Origin of the sequence: Streptococcus sp. HPH0090 (assembly GCF_000411475.1) — a bacterium.
In the GTDB taxonomy this organism is placed as follows: Bacteria; Bacillota; Bacilli; order Lactobacillales; family Streptococcaceae; genus Streptococcus.
This window is the reverse complement of record NZ_KE150466.1, coordinates 105,354-124,628: the sequence shown is the minus strand read 5'-3', so window position 1 is coordinate 124,628 and position 19,275 is coordinate 105,354. Positions and strand designations below refer to the sequence as shown.

Annotated in this window: 17 protein-coding genes and 3 tRNA genes; 10 read left to right on the top strand and 10 right to left on the bottom strand. The window is 34.6% G+C overall.

Going from position 1 to position 19,275, the window contains the following annotated elements:
- Nucleotides 1-40: 40 nt before the first annotated feature.
- The 6 genes from ychF to HMPREF1481_RS10140 form a co-directional block, all read right to left on the bottom strand.
- Nucleotides 41-1,156, bottom strand: a complete 1,116-nt coding sequence (ychF, locus tag HMPREF1481_RS10165; protein ID WP_016466540.1) for a redox-regulated ATPase YchF — start codon at nt 1,154-1,156, stop codon at nt 41-43.
- Between the two features lie 84 nt (nt 1,157-1,240).
- A complete protein-coding gene (locus tag HMPREF1481_RS10160; protein WP_000285188.1) occupies nt 1,241-1,435 on the bottom strand; it encodes a DUF951 domain-containing protein in 195 nt (64 codons plus the stop codon).
- Between the two features lie 66 nt (nt 1,436-1,501).
- Nucleotides 1,502-2,638, bottom strand: coding sequence for a DNA polymerase III subunit beta (dnaN, locus tag HMPREF1481_RS10155; RefSeq protein ID WP_016466539.1), 1,137 nt, complete (start codon nt 2,636-2,638; stop codon nt 1,502-1,504).
- A 158-nt stretch (nt 2,639-2,796) separates the two neighbouring features.
- The gene (gene dnaA, locus HMPREF1481_RS10150) at nt 2,797-4,155 is read right to left on the bottom strand and encodes a chromosomal replication initiator protein DnaA (RefSeq protein WP_016466538.1); all 1,359 of its coding nucleotides are present in this window, start codon (nt 4,153-4,155) and stop codon (nt 2,797-2,799) included.
- Nucleotides 4,156-4,366: 211 nt separating this feature from the next.
- Entirely contained in the window at nt 4,367-5,128 is a 762-nt protein-coding gene (locus tag HMPREF1481_RS10145; protein ID WP_016466537.1) for a ParB/RepB/Spo0J family partition protein, read from the bottom strand.
- Between the two features lie 56 nt (nt 5,129-5,184).
- Nucleotides 5,185-6,369: a S1C family serine protease gene (locus HMPREF1481_RS10140; protein WP_016466536.1), complete on the bottom strand. Its 1,185-nt coding sequence runs from the start codon at nt 6,367-6,369 to the stop codon at nt 5,185-5,187.
- 194 nt (nt 6,370-6,563) lie between these two features.
- Between HMPREF1481_RS10140 and rlmH the strand changes: the two genes are divergently transcribed.
- The 7 genes from rlmH to HMPREF1481_RS10105 all read left to right on the top strand — a co-directional run bounded on the left by rlmH (nt 6,564) and on the right by HMPREF1481_RS10105 (nt 9,735).
- The gene (gene rlmH, locus HMPREF1481_RS10135; RefSeq protein ID WP_016466535.1) at nt 6,564-7,043 is read left to right on the top strand and encodes a 23S rRNA (pseudouridine(1915)-N(3))-methyltransferase RlmH; all 480 of its coding nucleotides are present in this window, start codon (nt 6,564-6,566) and stop codon (nt 7,041-7,043) included.
- Nucleotides 7,044-7,084: 41 nt separating this feature from the next.
- Nucleotides 7,085-7,158, top strand: a tRNA-Arg gene (locus tag HMPREF1481_RS10130).
- 163 nt (nt 7,159-7,321) lie between these two features.
- Nucleotides 7,322-7,447 carry a competence-stimulating peptide ComC gene (gene comC / locus HMPREF1481_RS10125; protein WP_016466534.1) on the top strand — a complete coding sequence of 42 codons (126 nt, stop codon included), beginning with the start codon at nt 7,322-7,324 and terminating at the stop codon, nt 7,445-7,447.
- A gap of 17 nt (nt 7,448-7,464) precedes the next feature.
- The gene (gene comD / locus HMPREF1481_RS10120) at nt 7,465-8,784 is read left to right on the top strand and encodes a competence system sensor histidine kinase ComD (protein WP_016466533.1); all 1,320 of its coding nucleotides are present in this window, start codon (nt 7,465-7,467) and stop codon (nt 8,782-8,784) included.
- Nucleotides 8,781-9,533, top strand: a complete 753-nt coding sequence (gene comE, locus HMPREF1481_RS10115) for a competence system response regulator transcription factor ComE (RefSeq protein WP_016466532.1) — start codon at nt 8,781-8,783, stop codon at nt 9,531-9,533. The genes comD and comE overlap by 4 nt, the downstream gene beginning before the upstream one ends.
- A gap of 51 nt (nt 9,534-9,584) precedes the next feature.
- A tRNA-Glu gene (locus HMPREF1481_RS10110) sits at nt 9,585-9,656 on the top strand.
- 5 nt (nt 9,657-9,661) lie between these two features.
- Nucleotides 9,662-9,735 (top strand) — tRNA-Asn (locus HMPREF1481_RS10105).
- 40 nt (nt 9,736-9,775) lie between these two features.
- On the opposite strand, the gene HMPREF1481_RS10100 is transcribed toward HMPREF1481_RS10105, so the two are convergent.
- Entirely contained in the window at nt 9,776-10,318 is a 543-nt protein-coding gene (locus HMPREF1481_RS10100; protein ID WP_016466531.1) for a TetR/AcrR family transcriptional regulator, read from the bottom strand.
- A 128-nt stretch (nt 10,319-10,446) separates the two neighbouring features.
- On the opposite strand from HMPREF1481_RS10100, the gene HMPREF1481_RS10095 reads away from it, so the two are divergent.
- The gene (locus HMPREF1481_RS10095) at nt 10,447-13,101 is read left to right on the top strand and encodes a YhgE/Pip domain-containing protein (protein ID WP_016466530.1); all 2,655 of its coding nucleotides are present in this window, start codon (nt 10,447-10,449) and stop codon (nt 13,099-13,101) included.
- Nucleotides 13,102-13,191: 90 nt separating this feature from the next.
- Here HMPREF1481_RS10095 and HMPREF1481_RS10090 read toward each other — a convergent pair whose 3' ends face one another.
- Nucleotides 13,192-14,814: an ATP-binding cassette domain-containing protein gene (locus HMPREF1481_RS10090; protein ID WP_016466529.1), complete on the bottom strand. Its 1,623-nt coding sequence runs from the start codon at nt 14,812-14,814 to the stop codon at nt 13,192-13,194.
- Nucleotides 14,815-15,019: 205 nt separating this feature from the next.
- Between HMPREF1481_RS10090 and trpS the strand changes: the two genes are divergently transcribed.
- Together trpS and guaB are read left to right on the top strand one after the other, a co-directional pair.
- On the top strand, nt 15,020-16,045 hold the full coding sequence (gene trpS, locus HMPREF1481_RS10085; protein WP_016466528.1) for a tryptophan--tRNA ligase: 1,026 nt from the start codon (nt 15,020-15,022) through the stop codon (nt 16,043-16,045).
- Between the two features lie 162 nt (nt 16,046-16,207).
- Entirely contained in the window at nt 16,208-17,686 is a 1,479-nt protein-coding gene (guaB, locus tag HMPREF1481_RS10080; protein ID WP_016466527.1) for an IMP dehydrogenase, read from the top strand.
- Between the two features lie 50 nt (nt 17,687-17,736).
- Here the strand turns inward: guaB and recF are convergent, their stop codons facing one another.
- On the bottom strand, nt 17,737-18,828 hold the full coding sequence (gene recF / locus HMPREF1481_RS10075) for a DNA replication/repair protein RecF (RefSeq protein ID WP_016466526.1): 1,092 nt from the start codon (nt 18,826-18,828) through the stop codon (nt 17,737-17,739).
- A gap of 2 nt (nt 18,829-18,830) precedes the next feature.
- Entirely contained in the window at nt 18,831-19,199 is a 369-nt protein-coding gene (yaaA, locus tag HMPREF1481_RS10070) for a S4 domain-containing protein YaaA (RefSeq protein ID WP_016466525.1), read from the bottom strand.
- Nucleotides 19,200-19,275: the final 76 nt, after the last annotated feature.

Sequence of the window (19,275 nt, the reverse complement as noted above, 5' to 3'; positions counted from 1 at the left end):
AATTTTTTTCCAACCTGATTAACACTATTAAAAATGTTGATTATACGTTAAAGCGGAATTCCATGATATCGCCATCTTGAACGACATAATCTTTTCCTTCTTCACGTAAACGTCCAGCTTCTTTTACAGCCTTTTCAGATCCGTATTTGACCAAATCGTCATAAGACATGGTCACTGCACGAATAAAACCTTTTTCGAAGTCTGAGTGGATAATTCCAGCTGCTTGAGGAGCTTTCATACCACGTTTAAAGGTCCAAGCACGAACTTCTTTTTCACCAGCTGTGAAGTAAGTTCCAAGTCCAAGTAAATGGTAAGCTGCACGCGTCAACTTATCCACACCTGATTCTGTCAAACCAATGGCTTCAAGAAACTCTTTTTTATCTTCATCATCTAACTCAGAGATTTCTTCTTCAGCACGCGCAGAAATCACCACTACCTCTGCATTTTCTGTTGCTGCGAATTCACGAATTTGCTTCACATAATCGATAGATTCTGGATCTCCAACAACATCCTCATCCACATTTGCTACATAAAGAACTGGTTTAGTAGTCAAGAGGAAGAGTCCTTTAACAACCTTTTGTTCTTCATCTGTGAATTCAATGGTGCGAGCTGATTTACCGTCTTCAAGAACTGGTTTAATCTTTTGGAGAACGTTAAATTCTGCAACTGATTCCTTATCTTTTTGCGTACGTGCCATCTTTTCCACACGCGCATAGCGTTTATTCACAGATTCTAAGTCTGCAAGAATCAACTCTAGGTTAATAGTATCGATATCTGCAAGCGGATCTACAAAGGCATCTTCACGACCTTGCTCACGCATGACATTTTCATCATCAAAGGCACGAACTACGTGAACAATGGCATCCACTTCACGAATATTGGCCAAGAATTTATTACCAAGACCTTCACCTTTTGACGCACCTTTTACAATCCCTGCAATATCTGTAAATTCAAAGGTTGTTGGAACCGTCTTCTTAGGAGTAATCATTTCCGTCAATTTTTGGAGGCGTTCATCTGGAACTTCTACCATCCCAACATTTGGATCAATCGTCGCAAATGGATAGTTTGCAGCTTCTGCTCCTGCTTTTGTAATTGCATTAAATAGGGTTGATTTACCAACGTTTGGCAAACCCACGATACCTGCTGTTAAAGCCATAGTTTCTCATTCTCCGTTCACATTTCAATCTTCAATATTATAACACAAAAAGGGAAAACTTGCTAACCCTCCAAGTGAGTGTTTCTAATCAATGATTTTGTTCATTTTTCTTTCAAAATCATAGCGACTCATCATGACCACATGATCACAATTGCTACATTTGATTTTGATATCTGCCCCTACACGTGTAATCTCCCAACGATTAGCTTTTTTACCAGTTGATTTGATTGTACAAGCGTGTGGTTTTTTCATTTCAACAAAATTTCCAACTTGATACATAGCTAGTCTCCTTTTCTATTTTTGATTATATCATAAAAGAGGCGAGCTAAGCTCAACCTCTTTCCATTAATTTGTACGAACTGGTGTAATCAGTTGCATGAAATCTTCATCTGTATCAGCTGGTACTAGAGTAAATGGACGAACTGATGAGATAAAGCTGATTGTAACCTTTTCGCTGTTCAAGGCTTTTAGTGCTTCAATCAAGTAAGTTGGGTTAAAGCTAATCGTCAAATCTTCACCAGATACAGCAATTGTATCGATTTCTTCGTTTACTTTACCAACTTCTGGAGAATTTACATGTGCTGTAACCACTCCTTGTTTGATTTCTAATTTTACAGTACCATTTTGAGTTGCACTTGATAAGAGACGAGCACGTTCCATAGATTGACGTAGATTCACAACGTCAAAAGTCACTGTCGTATTAAAATCTGTTGGAATCAAACGATCGGTATCTGGATAATTACCTTCTAAGAGACGTGTATAGAAACTAATATTTTCGCTTCTAAAGAGAATTTGGTTATTTGCAAAGAAAATCTCTACTGTTTCGATATCATCTGTAAAAACAGCTGAAAATTCGCGTAGAGAGCGACTTGGGATGACAACATCAAAATCATCACTATTTTTCTCAAGCGTCAATTTCTTCTGACTGAGACGGTGTGAGTCTGTCGCAACTGTTTTTAATTCTTTATGATTACTCAAGACAAAGTGTACACCAGTCAAGATTGGACGACTTTCTTGAACACTAGCTGCAAAGGCAGTTTCGTTGATAATCTTTTTAAGAAGCTTTGTTTCAAGAACTAAAGGATTACTTGCTGCAATTTCCTGGATACGTGGATACTGCTCGCTGTCTTTTCCTTTAAGCGTGATTTCTGATTTTCCACTTGTTAATACAATTTGATTTTGTTCAATTTCTTTGAAGTCAAGAGTCACATCTGGAAGACTAGATACAACATTGATAAAGAATGAAGCTTCTAAAAGAATTGAACCTAAAGAGTTAATCAAAAGACCTGCATTTTCATCTTTTTGAGAAATAAAGTTCTCGATTGAAATTTGACCATTTGATCCAATCAATGTAATTCCTTCATTTGTAACATCGATTTTGATAGTTGATAAAACAGGAATAGCATTTTTTGAACTAATAGCACGTTTAGTAATATTTAATGATTGTAGGAATAAATTTTTATTAATAGAAAAATGAATCATGGAATCTCCTTTATTTATTTTTATTATTAGAAGGATAATAGTAATAATAGTCTGTGTGAAATCTGTGGAAAACGAAGTTTAGCTTAGAAAAATCAAGAAGTTATACTTGTTTAAAAATTGTGAATAAATCAGTAACATTTTAAACATTTATCCACAAGTTATTTAATTTTCTTTTTGATGGTTTCGATTTCTATACGTAATTTATCATCAGTTTCAATCATAGATTTGATTTTTGCATGAGCATGAATGACAGTTGTATGATCTTTACCACCAAATTCTTTCCCGATTTTTGGAAGGCTGTTATCAGTTAATTCTCTAGCTAGATACATAGCAACTTGACGAGCTAGAACAATATTCTGAACACGTCTCGTTCCCTTCATCTCCTTGACGCTGACGTCGTAAAAGTTTCCGACTTCCTCTTGGATTTTTTCAATCGGAATAACAACCATGGTGCTAACGTTTTGTTTTCGAGCACGTATAGCTTCAGACGCAATATCCACAGTTATAGTGTTGATTTGTTTAACTTTAGCCATGAGACTAATATCTTTGAGCGCACCTTCTAGTTCACGTACATTTGAATCAAACTGGCCAGCCAGATATTCGATTGTGTCAGGTTGAAAATGATAGTCTAAATCTTCAGTTTTACTATTTAAGATAGCGATACGAGTTTCAAAATCCGGTGGAGTAATATCTGTCGTTAGACCCCATGAGAAGCGCGTGACAAGACGTTCAGGTAGGTTTTCTAGTTGTTCAGGTCTACGGTCACTAGTCAAAACGATTTGTTTATTATTACTATGAAGGTTGTTAAATGTGTTGAAAAACTCTTCCTGAGTTTGCACTTTATTTCCACTAAGAGATTGAATGTCATCAATAAGAAGGAGATCTATACTTCGATATGTTTTTTTAAAATTATCCATATCATTGAGTCTTAGATGATCTAAAAATTCATTAATAAAAGTTTCGGCAGGGATATATTTAACACGCGCATTAGGATTTTTTTTGAGAATTTCATTCCCCAAAGCATTGAGCAAGTGCGTTTTTCCAAGGCCAGGTCCCCCATATATAAATAGAGGATTATAAGTTAGTCCTGGATCTTCTGAGACAGCTAAAGCAGCGGATTTAGCCCAAATATTTCCATCACCTTGGATAAAATTATCAAATGTATAGATATCTCTTAATCCTGTTTCTGAATAAGGGATAGATTTTATAGTTTGTTCTTCTTGATGACTGCTGTTTTCAACAGTTGTTGTTGTATTGGAGGAGTCAGAATCTTCCTTAGTCAATACATATTGCGCTTTTATCTCAGTATCATAGATTTGGAAACCGACAGCTACAATAATATCATTGAGTTTTGTACTCCAAACCATTTCCATTTCAGATCTTGGCAAAAATATGGTAGCTACATTTCCCTCGACCTTTATTAATTCAGCAGGTGTTGCGTAGAAATCAAACATTGATCGTGTCAATCTCTCTTTAGCTAATTCTAAAATCTGATTCCAAAACTGTTTTTCTTTCAACAACAAACTCCTCCTTTTCTAAAAGGTATAATCTTACACCTATTTTATCATATAGCAAGTATTTTTTCCACAACTTGTGAAAAACAATCCACAATGTTTAAAAGATTTATCCACAAGTTGTGGATAATAAGTTTTATCTTTGATTTTATTGACTTTTTACATACTGATTTAGTGGATAAGTCTGTGAGTTGAGAAAAATAAAATAACAGCCTTATTTTAGGCTGTTAATAAAACGTTGGTACTCTTCTTGATTATGAAAAGAGATAGTTATTTTTCCTGCCTCTTTTTTTTGAAGGACGATTTGGACATCTAATCCTAACAATTTTTTCAAATTTTCTTCTTCTTCTTTGATAAAGTGATTTTTCTTTTTGCTTTTCTTCTTCTTTTTTTTCTCTTGAAGTAGATGTTCAACCTGTCGAACTGATAAATCTTCCGTCTGAATACGATAGAGTAATTTTCTTTGTTCTTCAGCAGGTAGTTGGATTAGAAGTCTAGCATGTGCTTGAGATAATTTTCCAGTTTCTACTTCCGCTAGAATAAAATCTGGGAGCGTTAGCAATCGAACAAGATTGGTAATATAGGGACGTGATTTCCCCATTTTATCAGCAATTTCTGCATGAGTATATCCTTTATCAATTAAAGATTGATAAGCTTTTGCTTCCTCAATCGGATTTAAGTCTTCACGTTGCAAATTTTCAATGATTGAGTGAATCATCATATCTTGATCAGATAGTTTTTTGATGATTACGGGAACTTCTGTTAGCCCAGCTGCTATTGATGCACGATATCGTCTTTCTCCAGCTAGGATTTCGTATCCGATAACTGGAGATTGACGAACGATAATCGGTTGAATCAGACCATTCTCTTTAATAGATTGAGCGAGTTCTTTTACTTTTTCTTCTGAAAATTCTTTACGTGGTTGATAGGGATTTTTTTGAATATCACTGATACGAATGAGTTTAAATTCTTCCATGTTTCTACAGTATCACAACTTTGATATTCTGTAAAGTAAGTTTACAAATCTGTAAACTATTGATTTAAATCACTAGTACTCTTGTCCAACTTGATTTTAGTTGTTTCTTCTTTACCATTACGGTAATAAGTGACAGTCATTTCATCTCCAATAGAGTGACTATATAGAGCATTTTGCAATTCAGTTGTAGATGAAATCTTAGTATCATCTACTTTTGTGATGACATCATATTGTTGTAAATGTCCATTTGCAGGCATATTCTTCTGAACAGATCGAACAGCTACACCAGAAGTAACATTATCAGGAAGTTTTAATTTTTGAAGGTCAGCTGTGCTGAGGTTTGTTAAGTTAACCATGTGGATACCAAGCGCTGGTCGAGTTACTTTTCCATCTTTTTCTAACTGTTTGATGATATTTTTAACATCATTTGCAGGAATAGCAAAACCAAGACCTTCTACGGATGTCCCACCATTAGAAGCAATTTTACTTGATGTAATACCGATAACTTGTCCCTGGATATTAATCAAAGGACCTCCAGAGTTACCAGGGTTAATTGCTGTATCTGTTTGGATGGCATTTGTTGAAATAGCTTGACCATCTTCAGATTTTAAAGAAACGTGTCTATTCAAGCTTGATACAATCCCTTGTGTAACTGTATTTTCATATTCTGAACCTAAAGGACTACCGATTGCGATAGCTGTTTCTCCAACAGCTAATTGACTTGAATCGCCAAATTCAGCTACTGTAGAAACCTTTTCTGAAGAAATCTTAACTACTGCAATATCAGAATAAGTATCAGAACCAACGATTTCACCAGGCACTTTTGTTCCGTCAGCTAAACGAATGTCAAGTTTTTTAGCTCCGCTAATAACGTGAGTATTGGTCACGAGGTAGGCATTATTATCATCTTTTTTATAGATAACCCCAGAACCTTCACTGTTAACTTGTTCAGTATTCGAATCTGTATCAGTATCATCAGATCCAACAAAACTACTTTGGGAATTTCCTGAGTAAGTGATAATAGAGACAACTGCGTCCTTAACTTTATCAACAGCCTGTGTAGTCGAATTTTCATTATTCACGGCTGCCTGAGTGACTGCTGCACTATTTTGTTCTCCATTTCCCTGTTTTTGGTTAAACTGAAGAACAGCCAAACTACCTAAAAGACCACTTAAAAAGCTGATTAGAATAACTAGTAAAAGTTGTCCAAATGTTTTTGAAAACTTGTGTAAGTTTTTCATAAAATCCTCCAAATTTGTTTAATTTATTTAATTCAGTAAAAGTATAAAATTATTAACTTAATCCTAGCTTAAAACAGTTTAAGTTTTTCACAATCTGTGGAAAACTGTTAAAAACTTGTGAATTTATTGCTATTTTCTCTGATTTTATTTGTGAATAATATGTGAATAGAATACGATTATGATAAAATAGAAGCATGAAAATTAAAATTGTAACAGTTGGAAAATTAAAAGAAAAGTATCTCAAAGATGGAATCGCTGAGTATTCTAAAAGAATTTCTCGTTTTGCTACTGTCGAAATGGTTGAATTAGCTGATGAGAAGACACCAGATTGTGCTAGTGATTCTGAAAATGAAAAAATCTTGGATTTAGAAGGAAATCGAATTCTTTCAAAAATTGGAGATAGAGAATTTGTTGTCGTTTTAGCTATTGAAGGGAAAACCTTGTCTTCTGAAGAATTAAGTAAACAGTTAGAACAAGCATCTATTAATGGTTTTTCAACCTTAACTTTTGTTATTGGTGGAAGTTTAGGATTATCCAATGAAGTGAAAAAACGAGCTAACCTATCAGTAAGTTTTGGTCGTTTAACTCTCCCACATCAATTAATGCGTCTCGTATTAACAGAGCAGATATACCGAGCTTTTACCATTCAACAAGGTTCTCCTTATCATAAATAGGATTGACTATTCTCGATTATTTTGATAAGATAAACTAGTTAGGTCTCATAGCTCAGCTGGATAGAGCATTCGCCTTCTAAGCGAACGGTCGCAGGTTCGAATCCTGCTGGGATCATATACTAGATTTAACGCTGGGGAAACCCAGCGTTTTTTGTAAAAAATGACAGTTTAGGTGCAAAAATGTGCAGTTGAGAATAAATTGTTTAAAAACATACTCCGTTTTGTATAATAGGCTTGTAAGTTAATTTACAAGAAAAAACAATAAAGGAGAATTTAATATGGAAAAAACAATTAAATTAGAACAGTTCAAAAAACTTACAGAAAAAGAATTACAGGAAATTCAAGGTGGGGATTGGAGATTTTTAGGCTCAATACGTGAACTTATATTTCCAAAGAAAAAATAAATAAAAGGTAAAGAGTAATGGATTTATTTGGATTATTTATAGCTATTTTCTATTTTTTTATAATTAGCAAAAGTTATAGATGGATATGTAAAGTAACTATAAAAGAACAATTTATTTTTCTATGTTATACACTTATTTCAGTGTTATTACTTGAGGAATTTATTAGTCTATTGAACTTAGGTGGCTTTGGTATATCTAAATTTTTATTTCCATTACTTATTTCCATTTACCTGATAAACTTAAAGAGATACAATAAGTATAAGGGGATATTTATCAGTCTACTATTGTCTTTACTATATCATAGTACTCATACTTTTATAGCAGTAACCATATCCTCTATAACAGGTGATTCTTTTGTAAAAAAATATGAAACTTTCTTTTTTGTAGTAGTTTTATTACTAACTTATTTTATTATTAAAAAAATTATTACTTATTTTCACCTTGAACTTAATTATTTTGATAAAGATTACCTCTATTTATTTTTAAAAAAAGTTATACTTGCTTTCTTCGCTTTACATATTCTATTATTCATTTCAGATATGGTAAGTACTTATGCACATTTTAATAGTTTTGGTAGTATTTTAGCAACAATTGTCTTTATTTGTTTACTACTAATATTCTTCGCTATGAATTCTCATAAGGTGCGAGTTGAAAAAGAAATTGCCCTAAAACAGAAAAAATTTGAACAAGAACATTTACAGACCTATACAGATGAAATTGTTGGTTTGTATAATGAAATCCGTGGTTTTCGTCATGATTATGCTGGCATGCTTGTCAGTATGCAAATGGCGATTGATAGTGGAGATTTACAGGAAATTGACAGGATTTACAATGAAGTTCTAGTCAAAGCTAATCAAAAATTACGTTCAGATAAGTATACATACTTTGATTTAAACAATATAGAAGATTCAGCTTTACGAAGTTTAATTGCACAATCCATTGTATATGCAAGAAATAATGACGTAGAGTTTACATTAGAAGTAAAGGATATTATCACAAGATTGTCAATCGATTTACTCGATCTTGTTCGTATTATGAGTGTTTTGTTAAATAATGCTGTTGAGGGTGCTGCAGAAAGTTATTTAAAACAAATGGAAGTTGCAGTGATTAAGATGGATTTGGAAACAGTTATTGTGATTCAGAATTCATGTAAAATTACCATGACACCTTCAGAAGATTTGTTTGAACTAGGTTTTTCTACTAAAGGTAGAAATAGAGGGATTGGTCTTAATAATGTTAAAGAAATTTTGGATAAGTATGAAAATATCATTTTAGAAACAGAGATGGAAGATAGTACATTTAGACAGATTATTAGATTTAAGAGAGAGTTTGAATGAAAGTATTAATTTTAGAAGATGTTATTCAACATCAAGTCAGACTAGAAAGAACCTTGGATGAAATTTCAAAGGAATTAAATATTCCTATTTCTTATAAAACAACAGGTAAAGAACGAGAATTTAAGGAATATATCGAAAATGACGAAGTAAACCAGCTTTATTTTCTAGATATTGATATTCATGGAGTTGAGAAAAAAGGATTTGAAGTTGCACAGTTTATTCGTCACCACAACCCCTATGCAATTATCGTATTTATCACTAGTAGATCGGAATTTGCTACCTTAACTTACAAATATCAAGTGTCAGCCTTGGATTTTGTGGATAAAGATATCAATGATGAATTATTTAAGAAACGTATCGCACAGAGTATCTTATATACCAAGAGTATGCTACTTGAAAATAAAGATGTTGTAGATTATTTTGATTATAACTATAAGGGGAATGATTTGAAGATTCCCTACCATGATATTTTGTATATTGAAACAACAGGTGTTTCTCATAAGTTACGGATTATTGGTAAGAATTTCGCTAAAGAATTTTATGGAACCATGACGGATATCCAAGAAAAAGATAAAGAAACCCAAAGATTTTATTCCGCTCATAAATCGTTTCTTGTCAATGTAGGAAATATTAGAGAAATTGATAGAAAAAATTTAGAAGTAGTTTTCTATGAAAATCATCGCTGTCCAATTACTCGTCTGAAAGTCCGTAAACTAAAAGATATTCTGGAGAAAAAATCTAAAAAGTAATTGACAATTAGTAAGAAATTGATATAATGGTTATATCTGCTACAGATAGATGGTCCGTTGGTCAAGGGGTTAAGACACCGCCTTTTCACGGCGGTAACACGGGTTCGAATCCCGTACGGACTATATTATCCGCCATAGCTCAGTTGGTAGTAGCGCATGACTGTTAATCATGATGTCGTAGGTTCGAGTCCTACTGGCGGAGTTAAACAAAAAGAACACCAATGGTGTTCTTTTTTTTGTTTCTAATTTGAATCGCCTAACATTTTCATAAGAAAGTCTGTCATCTCTTGCGGACTTTCTTTTTTTCCATGTGCAATCCAAGTCTGACATACGCCAAATAGTGCATTTGTTAGATAGATACTACTATACTCTAATTCAATCTCATTTAAATCTAATTGCATAAAGCGTTTCTGGAGGTCAGTGCTAAGCATGATATGAAGTTTATTTCTCAGGAAGTTTTGTATTTCTTTTGTACCATTTTCAGATAAAAGAGCAGCTAGCAATGGTTCAGACTCAAGATACTCAAATACTTCTAAAATAGCATTTTTTTTATGATGGGCGTGTTTTTGGAAGATGTACTCAAAGGTATGAAAAAGTTTGCTTTGGTAGTGTTCAATCATATCATACTTATCTTTGTAATGTGTATAAAAGCTAGAGCGACTAATTCCGGCTTTCTCAGCAAGCTTAACAGTAGAAATTTGATCAAATGGTTGTTCCATTAATAATTGAACCATAGCATTCTCGATAGTACGTTTTGTTTTTAAGCGTTTGTTACTCTCTGTCATAGTTCCTCCTTGTGAACAAAAATAGACGTAGTGTCTAAAAATATAGTTTTTAACTTGTAATTTAGATTTTTTAATGTATAATCTATTATATCAAAATTTTAGACAATATGTGTAAAAAAGGAGACAATATGTTTAAAGAATGGAAAGCAATTTTTAAAAAACCAACCTTTATCATTGTAATGATAGGGATTTCTCTTATTCCAGCTTTATACAACATCATATTTTTATCATCCATGTGGGATCCATATGGGCAATTATCAGAGTTACCTGTAGCAGTGGTAAATAATGATAAGGAAGCATCATATAATGGGAATACAATGGCTATCGGAAAAGACATGGTGTCTAATTTAGAAAATAATAAATCCTTGGATTTTCATTTTGTAAATGAGGAAGAAGGAAAAAAAGGACTAGAGAATGGCGATTACTATATGGTAGTAACTTTGCCAAGTGATTTGTCTGAAAAGGCTGCTTCTATTTTAACAGATCACCCAGAACAAATGAACATTGACTATCAAACTTCTAGTGGACATAGCTTCATTGCAAGTAAGATGAGTGATTCTGCTATGACACAGTTAAAACAAAATGTTTCTGCCAGTGTAACTGAGACTTACACGAAAGCTTTATTTCAAAAGATGGGTGATTTAAAATTCGGTTTAACCAAAGCTGCAGATGGAAGTGAACAATTGGCAAATGGGGCTAGTAAGTTAGCTGTAGGAAGTCAGACATTGTCTTCCAATCTTGATAATTTAGCTAGTTCAAGTTTAACCTTTTCTGATGGAACGAATCAATTTACAAAAGGGTTGACAACATATGTCACAGGAGTAAAGCAACTGAATAGTGGCTTAGGAACATTTAATGATGGTTTACAGAGCTATACAAGTGCGGTTTCACAGGTTGACAATGGACTTAATCAATTATCTTCCAAGACTCCAGAATTAGTAACAGGTGTCAACCAGCTCAATACTGGAATGAAGACATATGCTGGAGGAGTTTCGCAACTGAATACAGGTCTCAATCAATTTTCGGTAGGTGTTAATGCCTATACAAGCGGTGTTGACAAACTATCTGTTGGTACAAACCAGTTATCAAGTCAATCAGATACATTGAGAGATGGTATTACCGAATTAAATAAAGGTATTAAAGAAATTTCGACTCAATTGAATACTTCATCTCAACAAAAAGAGGAAATCACTCAATTAGCAACTAGTTTAGATGAATTGAATAAAGCACTTCAAGCAGTAACAATCTCAGATAATACGGAACTTAAAAGCACAATATCTAATGATTTAGCGAATATATCTACTCTTGCTCAAACTATTGTGACTAATATTCAAACAGAACAAGAGAAAACTCTTACCAATCTTCAAGCAACAGCAACTTATCAATCTCTTACTGATACTCAGAAAAAAGAACTGACTGAAGCTGTTTCAAATAATTCTAATTCTACGATAGAATCAGCAAAAGCAATTTTGACAACGGTAGGAGATTTAAAAGAAAATTTGGGAAGTGTAAACCAACCAGTCTCTAATCTTTCTACTTTACAGACTAAAGCAAATCAAATATTACCTGTTGCGTCTAGTTCCTTGATATCTATGTCAAGTGGGTTTACACAATTGCAAAATGCTGTTGATAATCAGTTGGTTCCTGGAAGTCAATCAATTGAAAATGGAGTTAATGCGTATACTAAAGGATTGGATACTATTTCTTTAGGTGTAAATCAACTAAGTGAAAAGAATACAACTTTAACAACAAGTTTGGATCAATTGGTTTCTGGCTCAACCAAGTTGACAGAAAACTCTTCAACATTGACAACTGGTTTGGATACTCTAGCTGGGAAAACACCAGAATTAGTAACAGGTATTGAAAAACTATCATCTGGTTCTAACCAATTAAATAGCAAGAGTCCGGAATTAATTGCAGGACTTGATAAAATACAGCTTGGTTCAAGTCAATTAACAGATAAATCAGGTCAGTTGCTTTCAGCTAGTGCTCAGTTAGGAAATGGAGCAGCAAAAATTGCAGATGGCGCTGGAAAATTAGCAGAAGGTGGAGCAACGTTAACTGCTGGTATTGAAAGTTTACAAATAGGAACTACTGACCTAGGACAAGGATTAAGTAACGCAAGCAATCAATTAAAATCAGCATCAACAGAGTCAAAAAATGCAGAAACATTAGCGGAACCCTTAAGTCTTTCAAAGACAGATAATGATCAGGTTCCTGTAAATGGGATTGCAATGGCTCCTTACATGATATCAGTCGCACTTTTTGTTGCAGCATTATCAACAAATATGATTTTTGCCAAGTTACCTTCAGGTCGTCATCCTGAAAGTCGCTGGGCGTGGTTTAAGTCTCGCTTCGAGATAAATGGAGTTATTGCTGTTTTAGCAGCTGTCTTAGTCTATGGTGGAGTTCATCTTATTGGTTTAACTGCAAATCATGAAATGAGAACTTTATTCTTAATTATTATCGCAAGTTTAACATTTATGTCTATGGTGACGGCATTAACAACATGGAATAGTCGATTAGGTGCTTTCTTCTCACTTATTTTGCTATTATTGCAATTAGCATCAAGTGCAGGAACTTATCCACTTGCTTTGACAAATGATTTCTTTAAAGCTGTTAATCCTTGGTTGCCAATGAGTTATTCAGTTTCAGGATTGAGACAAACCATTTCTATGACAGGAAATATTCATCATCAGGTAATTTTCCTTCTCGTAACTTTGGTTTTATTCATAGGATTAGGTATGCTAGCTTATCAACCTAAAAAAATGGATGAAGATTAAAAAAGTTTCACGTGAAACAATGAATGAATTTACAAGTAACAAATAAAAAAACTCAGTTGGTTTAACCAACTGAGTTTTTTAAAGTTATACTTAATCTTTCCAAAGTTCTTTGACTTTTGCTTGAACTTCTTCGTTTTCAAGGAATTCGTCGTAGGTTTCATCGATACGGTCGATTACACCGTTTTTAGATAAGACAATGATATGGTTAGCCAAAGTTTGAATAAACTCATGGTCGTGACTGGCAAAGATGATAGATTCTTTGAAGTTTTTCAATCCATCGTTCAAGCTTGAAATAGATTCCAAATCCAAGTGATTTGTAGGATCATCAAGAACAAGTACGTTTGATTTCAAAAGCATAAGTTTTGAGAGCATCACGCGCACCTTTTCTCCCCCTGACAAGACGTTTACAGGCTTGTTAACCTCGTCTCCAGAGAAGAGCATGCGTCCGAGGAATCCACGAAGGAAGGTATTGTCATCTTCTTCTTTACTTGCAAATTGACGGAGCCAGTCAAGAATCGACTCGCCACCTGCAAAATCAGCAGAATTGTCTTTTGGTAAGTAAGAGCGACTAGTTGTAACTCCCCACTTGACAGTTCCTTCATAGTCGATATCACCCATAATCGCACGAATCAAAGCAGTTGTTTGAATGTCATTTTGCCCTATAAGAGCTGTCTTGTCTCCTGGGCGCAAGATAAAACTGATATTATCTAGAATAGTTTCGCCATCAATCTTAACAGATAGATTTTCTACTGTCAAGAGATCATTACCGATTTCTCGTTCTGCTTTAAAGTTGATAAATGGATATTTACGGCTAGAAGGTACAATTTCTTCAAGTTCAATCTTGTCAAGCATTTTCTTACGTGAAGTTGCTTGTCTTGATTTAGAAGCATTGGCAGAGAATCGAGCAACGAATTCTTGAAGTTGTTTGATCTTTTCTTCTGCTTTTGCATTACGGTCAGCTTGTAATTTAGCAGCTAGTTCAGAAGATTCTTTCCAGAAATCGTAGTTACCTACGTAGAGTTTGATTTTTCCAAAGTCAAGGTCGGCCATGTGTGTACATACTTTGTTCAAGAAGTGACGGTCATGGGATACGACAATAACTGTGTTGTCAAAATCAATCAAGAAATCTTCTAACCAGGTAATAGATTGAATATCAAGACCGTTGGTAGGCTCGTCTAAAAGAAGGACATCCGGTTTACCAAATAGAGCTTTAGCAAGGAGTACTTTCACTTTGTCTCCATTTGCAAGTTCGCTCATATTTTGGTAATGAAGTTCTTCAAGAATATTCAAATTTTGTAAGAGTTGTGAAGCTTCACTTTCAGCTTCCCAACCACCTAGTTCAGCAAATTCTCCTTCAAGTTCAGCTGCACGAACACCATCTTCGTCTGAAAAATCTTCCTTCATATAAATGGCGTCTTTTTCTTTCATGATGTTGTAAAGTTTTTCGTTTCCCATGATGACAACATCAATAACGCGTTCGTCTTCGTAGTCAAAGTGATTTTGACGAAGAACTGAAAGACGTTCATTTGGTCCAAGAGAGACATGACCAGTTGTAGGTTCAATATCACCAGCTAAAATTTTCAAAAAGGTTGATTTTCCAGCACCATTAGCACCAATCAAACCATACGTGTTTCCTTCTGTAAATTTAATGTTGACATCATCAAAAAGTTTGCGGTCACTAAAGCGTAGTGAGACATCAGATACTGTTAGCAATGTTTTTCTCCTATTATATGTAATACTCTAATTCTACTAGAAAATTAGTAAATATTCAAATTTTTATTTGTCAATTTTTTGTAAAGTAAGTTGACAGTTTCTTTACGGAAATATAGCTAGAAAACTATTGTTTGATTAAAAAAATTATCTGTCTTTTTATTAAAAAAATGCTATAATTGAAAGGACCATATCAAAGGAGAATATTATGAGTAAACCCATTATTTTAACAGGAGATCGTCCAACGGGGAAATTACATATTGGACACTATGTAGGTAGCTTAAAAAACCGTGTTTTACTACAGGAAGAAGATAAATATGACATGTTTGTTTTTTTAGCTGACCAGCAAGCTTTAACAGACCATGCAAAAGATCCTCAAACAATTGTCGAGTCTATTGGAAACGTTGCCTTGGACTATCTTGCAGTGGGCTTAGATCCTAATAAATCAACAATTTTTATTCAAAGTCAGATTCCAGAATTGGCAGAGCTATCTATGTACTACATGAATCTAGTTTCATTAGCTCGTTTGGAACGAAATCCAACTGTAAAAACAGAAATTTCACAGAAAGGTTTTGGAGAAAGCATTCCAACTGGATTCTTGGTGTATCCTATTTCACAAGCAGCGGATATTACAGCCTTTAAAGCAAACTTGGTTCCAGTAGGTAATGATCAAAAGCCGATGATTGAACAAACACGTGAAATTGTACGTTCTTTTAATCATGCCTATAACTGTGATGTTTTAGTAGAACCAGAAGGAATTTACCCTGAGCATGAAGTTGCAGGGCGTTTACCAGGACTTGATGGAAATGCGAAAATGTCGAAATCACTCAATAATGGTATTTACCTAGCAGACGATGCTGATACTTTACGAAAAAAAGTGATGAGTATGTATACAGATCCAGATCACATTCGTGTCGAGGATCCAGGTAAGATTGAAGGAAATATGGTTTTCCATTATTTAGATGTATTTGGACGTCCAGAGGATGCTCAAGAAATTGCTGAAATGAAAGAACACTACCAACGTGGGGGTCTTGGGGATGTTAAGACTAAGCGTTACCTACTTGAAATTTTGGAAAGAGAGCTTGCTCCTATTCGTGAACGACGCCTTGAATATGCCAAAGACATGGGTGAGGTTTATAATATGCTTCAAAAAGGTAGTGAAAAAGCTCGTGAAGTTGCAGGTCAGACCTTATCAGAAGTAAAAGCTGCAATGGGTCTAAATTACTTTCATTAATAGATAAAATATGAACTATAAAACTATTTCTTCTTTAAAATAAGAGGGATAGTTTTTTTAAATGTTCTCTTATAAATTTAATTGACAAATTTTCATAGAATGGTATGATAGATACAATACAAAAAGCGTCATGCTCAAAAAGAAAGAAAAGAGGAAACTTCAATGTCTAATTGGGACACTAAATTTTTGAAAAAAGGTTTTACCTTTGATGATGTATTGCTCATTCCAGCAGAGAGTCATGTGTTGCCTAATGATGCGGATTTAACTACAAAATTGGCAGATAATTTGACTTTAAATATCCCAATTATTACCGCTGCGATGGACACTGTAACAGAAAGCCAAATGGCGATTGCTATTGCGCGTGCAGGTGGACTTGGAGTTATCCATAAAAATATGTCTATTGAGCAACAGGCAGATGAAGTTCGTAAGGTAAAACGTTCTGAAAATGGTGTTATCATTGATCCATTCTTTTTGACTCCAGAACATACCATTGCTGAAGCAGATGAACTCATGGGTCGTTACCGTATCAGTGGTGTTCCAGTAGTTGAAACACTTGAAAATCGTAAATTGGTTGGTATTTTAACAAACCGAGACCTTCGTTTTATTTCAGATTACAATCAACCAATCTCAAATCATATGACTAGCGAAAACCTCGTCACTGCTCCTGTTGGAACAGATCTTGAAACAGCTGAAAGTATTCTTCAAGAACACCGGATTGAAAAACTTCCTTTGGTTGACGAAGATGGTCGTCTTTCTGGTTTGATTACTATTAAAGATATTGAAAAAGTAATTGAGTTTCCAAATGCAGCTAAAGATGAATTTGGTCGTCTCCTTGTTGCGGGTGCTGTAGGGGTTACTTCAGATACATTTGAACGTGCAGAAGCACTTTTTGAAGCAGGTGCGGATGCCATTGTTATAGATACTGCTCACGGTCACTCAGCAGGTGTTCTTCGCAAAATCGCTGAGATTCGCGCTCACTTCCCTGATCGTACACTAATTGCTGGAAATATTGCGACGGCTGAAGGTGCACGTGCCCTTTATGACGCGGGTGTTGACGTTGTTAAAGTTGGTATTGGACCAGGTTCAATCTGTACAACTCGTGTAATCGCTGGTGTTGGAGTTCCTCAAGTTACAGCTATTTACGATGCAGCAGCAGTGGCGCGTGAATATGGCAAAACAATCATTGCTGATGGTGGAATCAAGTATTCTGGAGATATTGTTAAAGCTCTTGCTGCTGGTGGAAATGCAGTAATGCTTGGATCAATGTTTGCAGGAACAGATGAAGCTCCAGGTGAAACTGAAATCTTCCAAGGACGTAAGTTCAAGACTTATCGTGGTATGGGTTCAATCGCCGCAATGAAGAAAGGTTCAAGCGACCGTTACTTCCAAGGTTCTGTTAATGAAGCAAACAAACTCGTTCCAGAAGGAATTGAAGGACGTGTTGCTTATAAAGGAGCTGCTGCTGATATCGTCTTCCAAATGATTGGTGGTATCCGTTCTGGTATGGGTTATTGTGGTGCAGCTAATCTTAAAGAATTGCATGACAATGCTCAATTTATCGAAATGTCTGGTGCGGGTCTAAAAGAAAGCCATCCACACGATGTGCAAATCACTAATGAAGCTCCAAACTACTCAATGTAAACAAAAAATCTCCTGTTTGACAGGAGATTTTTTTGATAAAACTGTAAACTTTAATTTACAACTATTTGACCGTTGTTTACTGTGAATACACTGAGAGTATCAGGCAAGTTTTGAAGATGGTCTAAACTAGTAGTTGTAATAAAGGTTTGGATATTATGAGAAATAGTTTCTAACAATTTAAGTTGACGAGTATTGTCAAGTTCACTCATAACATCGTCAAGTAAAAGAATTGGAGATTCCTTGGTGATGCTTTCCATCAATTCAATTTCAGCAAGTTTTATAGAAAGCACCAGGCTACGATGTTGCCCTTGACTTCCGAAACTTGCTTCCATTCCATTAATCATGAAAATCATATCATCCCGATGAGGACCAACTCCAGTATTCTTCTTAAATAAATCTCTGGATCTACTTTTTTGAAGTGCTATATAGAAAGATTCAGCCAAATGTTTCTTGTCAACAAAGTTTACAGAAGGTTGATAACAGATTGACAGCTCTTCTAACTGATCTGAGATGTCAAAATGTTTTTTTTTGCCAAAGAGTTCCATTTTCTGGATAAAGTCAGCCCTATGATTCATTACACGACAGCCATACTCTACCAGTTGGTCATCAAGAACAGTTAGGAAAGTCTCATCTATGTTTTGTGTAGATTTGAGATAGCTATTTCTCTGTTTAAGGACGTGGTTATAACTTGACAGGTCTGACAAGTAAATCGGTTTAATTTGCCCTAATTCTATGTCAATGAATTTACGACGAACAGCCGGAGCGCCTTTGACAAGTTGTAAATCTTCTGGAGCGAATAAGACAACATTCATATGACCAATATAGTCTGATAGGCGAGCTTGTTTTAAGTAATTCACTTTAGTAATTCGCCCTTTTTGTGTTAAGTCAATTTCAAGTGGAATGCTTGCTGTTTTCTTTTGCAAGATTCCAGAAACTTGCAGTTGTTCTTCTTCAAATTGAATTAAATTTTTATCAGTCTTTGTTCGATGACTTCTTGTTAAGGCTAAAAAGTAAATACTTTCGAGAAGATTGGTTTTTCCTTGAGCGTTTCGGCCAACAAATACATTTAGTTTTGGATTAAAATCAATTTCGATATTATGATAGTTACGAAATTGTTTAATGGATAAGTTTTTCAACCACATAATTATCTACCTGGGAAACGTGGTGCAGGTTTTGCTTTTGTTGACTGGTTCTTTTTCGCTGGCTTTTTTTGTACCTTTTTATTCATTTCCTCGACAAGTTTAGCTACACGTTCTTTCTCAAGTTTTTCTAGATGAAACTCCTCTAGTTCTTCTGATGTTGGTTGAACTAGAACAATTTGAGTTTTTAAATCAGGGATTTCAATAGTGTCCCCAATCCTAATTTTTTTGCCTCGACGATTTTCTAATTCCCCATTAAAATATACAAGATGGTCAGCTAAAAATGATTTAATAGCACCACCACTTTGGATGATTCCAAGATCTTTCAAAAGAGCTTGGAGCGTAATAAATTCTTCAAATAATTTGTATTTCATAGTTCACCTCAATCTTTGGTATTATACCATATTTTGCTCAAAATAGTTGAGAAGAAACCCGTTGAATGAAAACGAT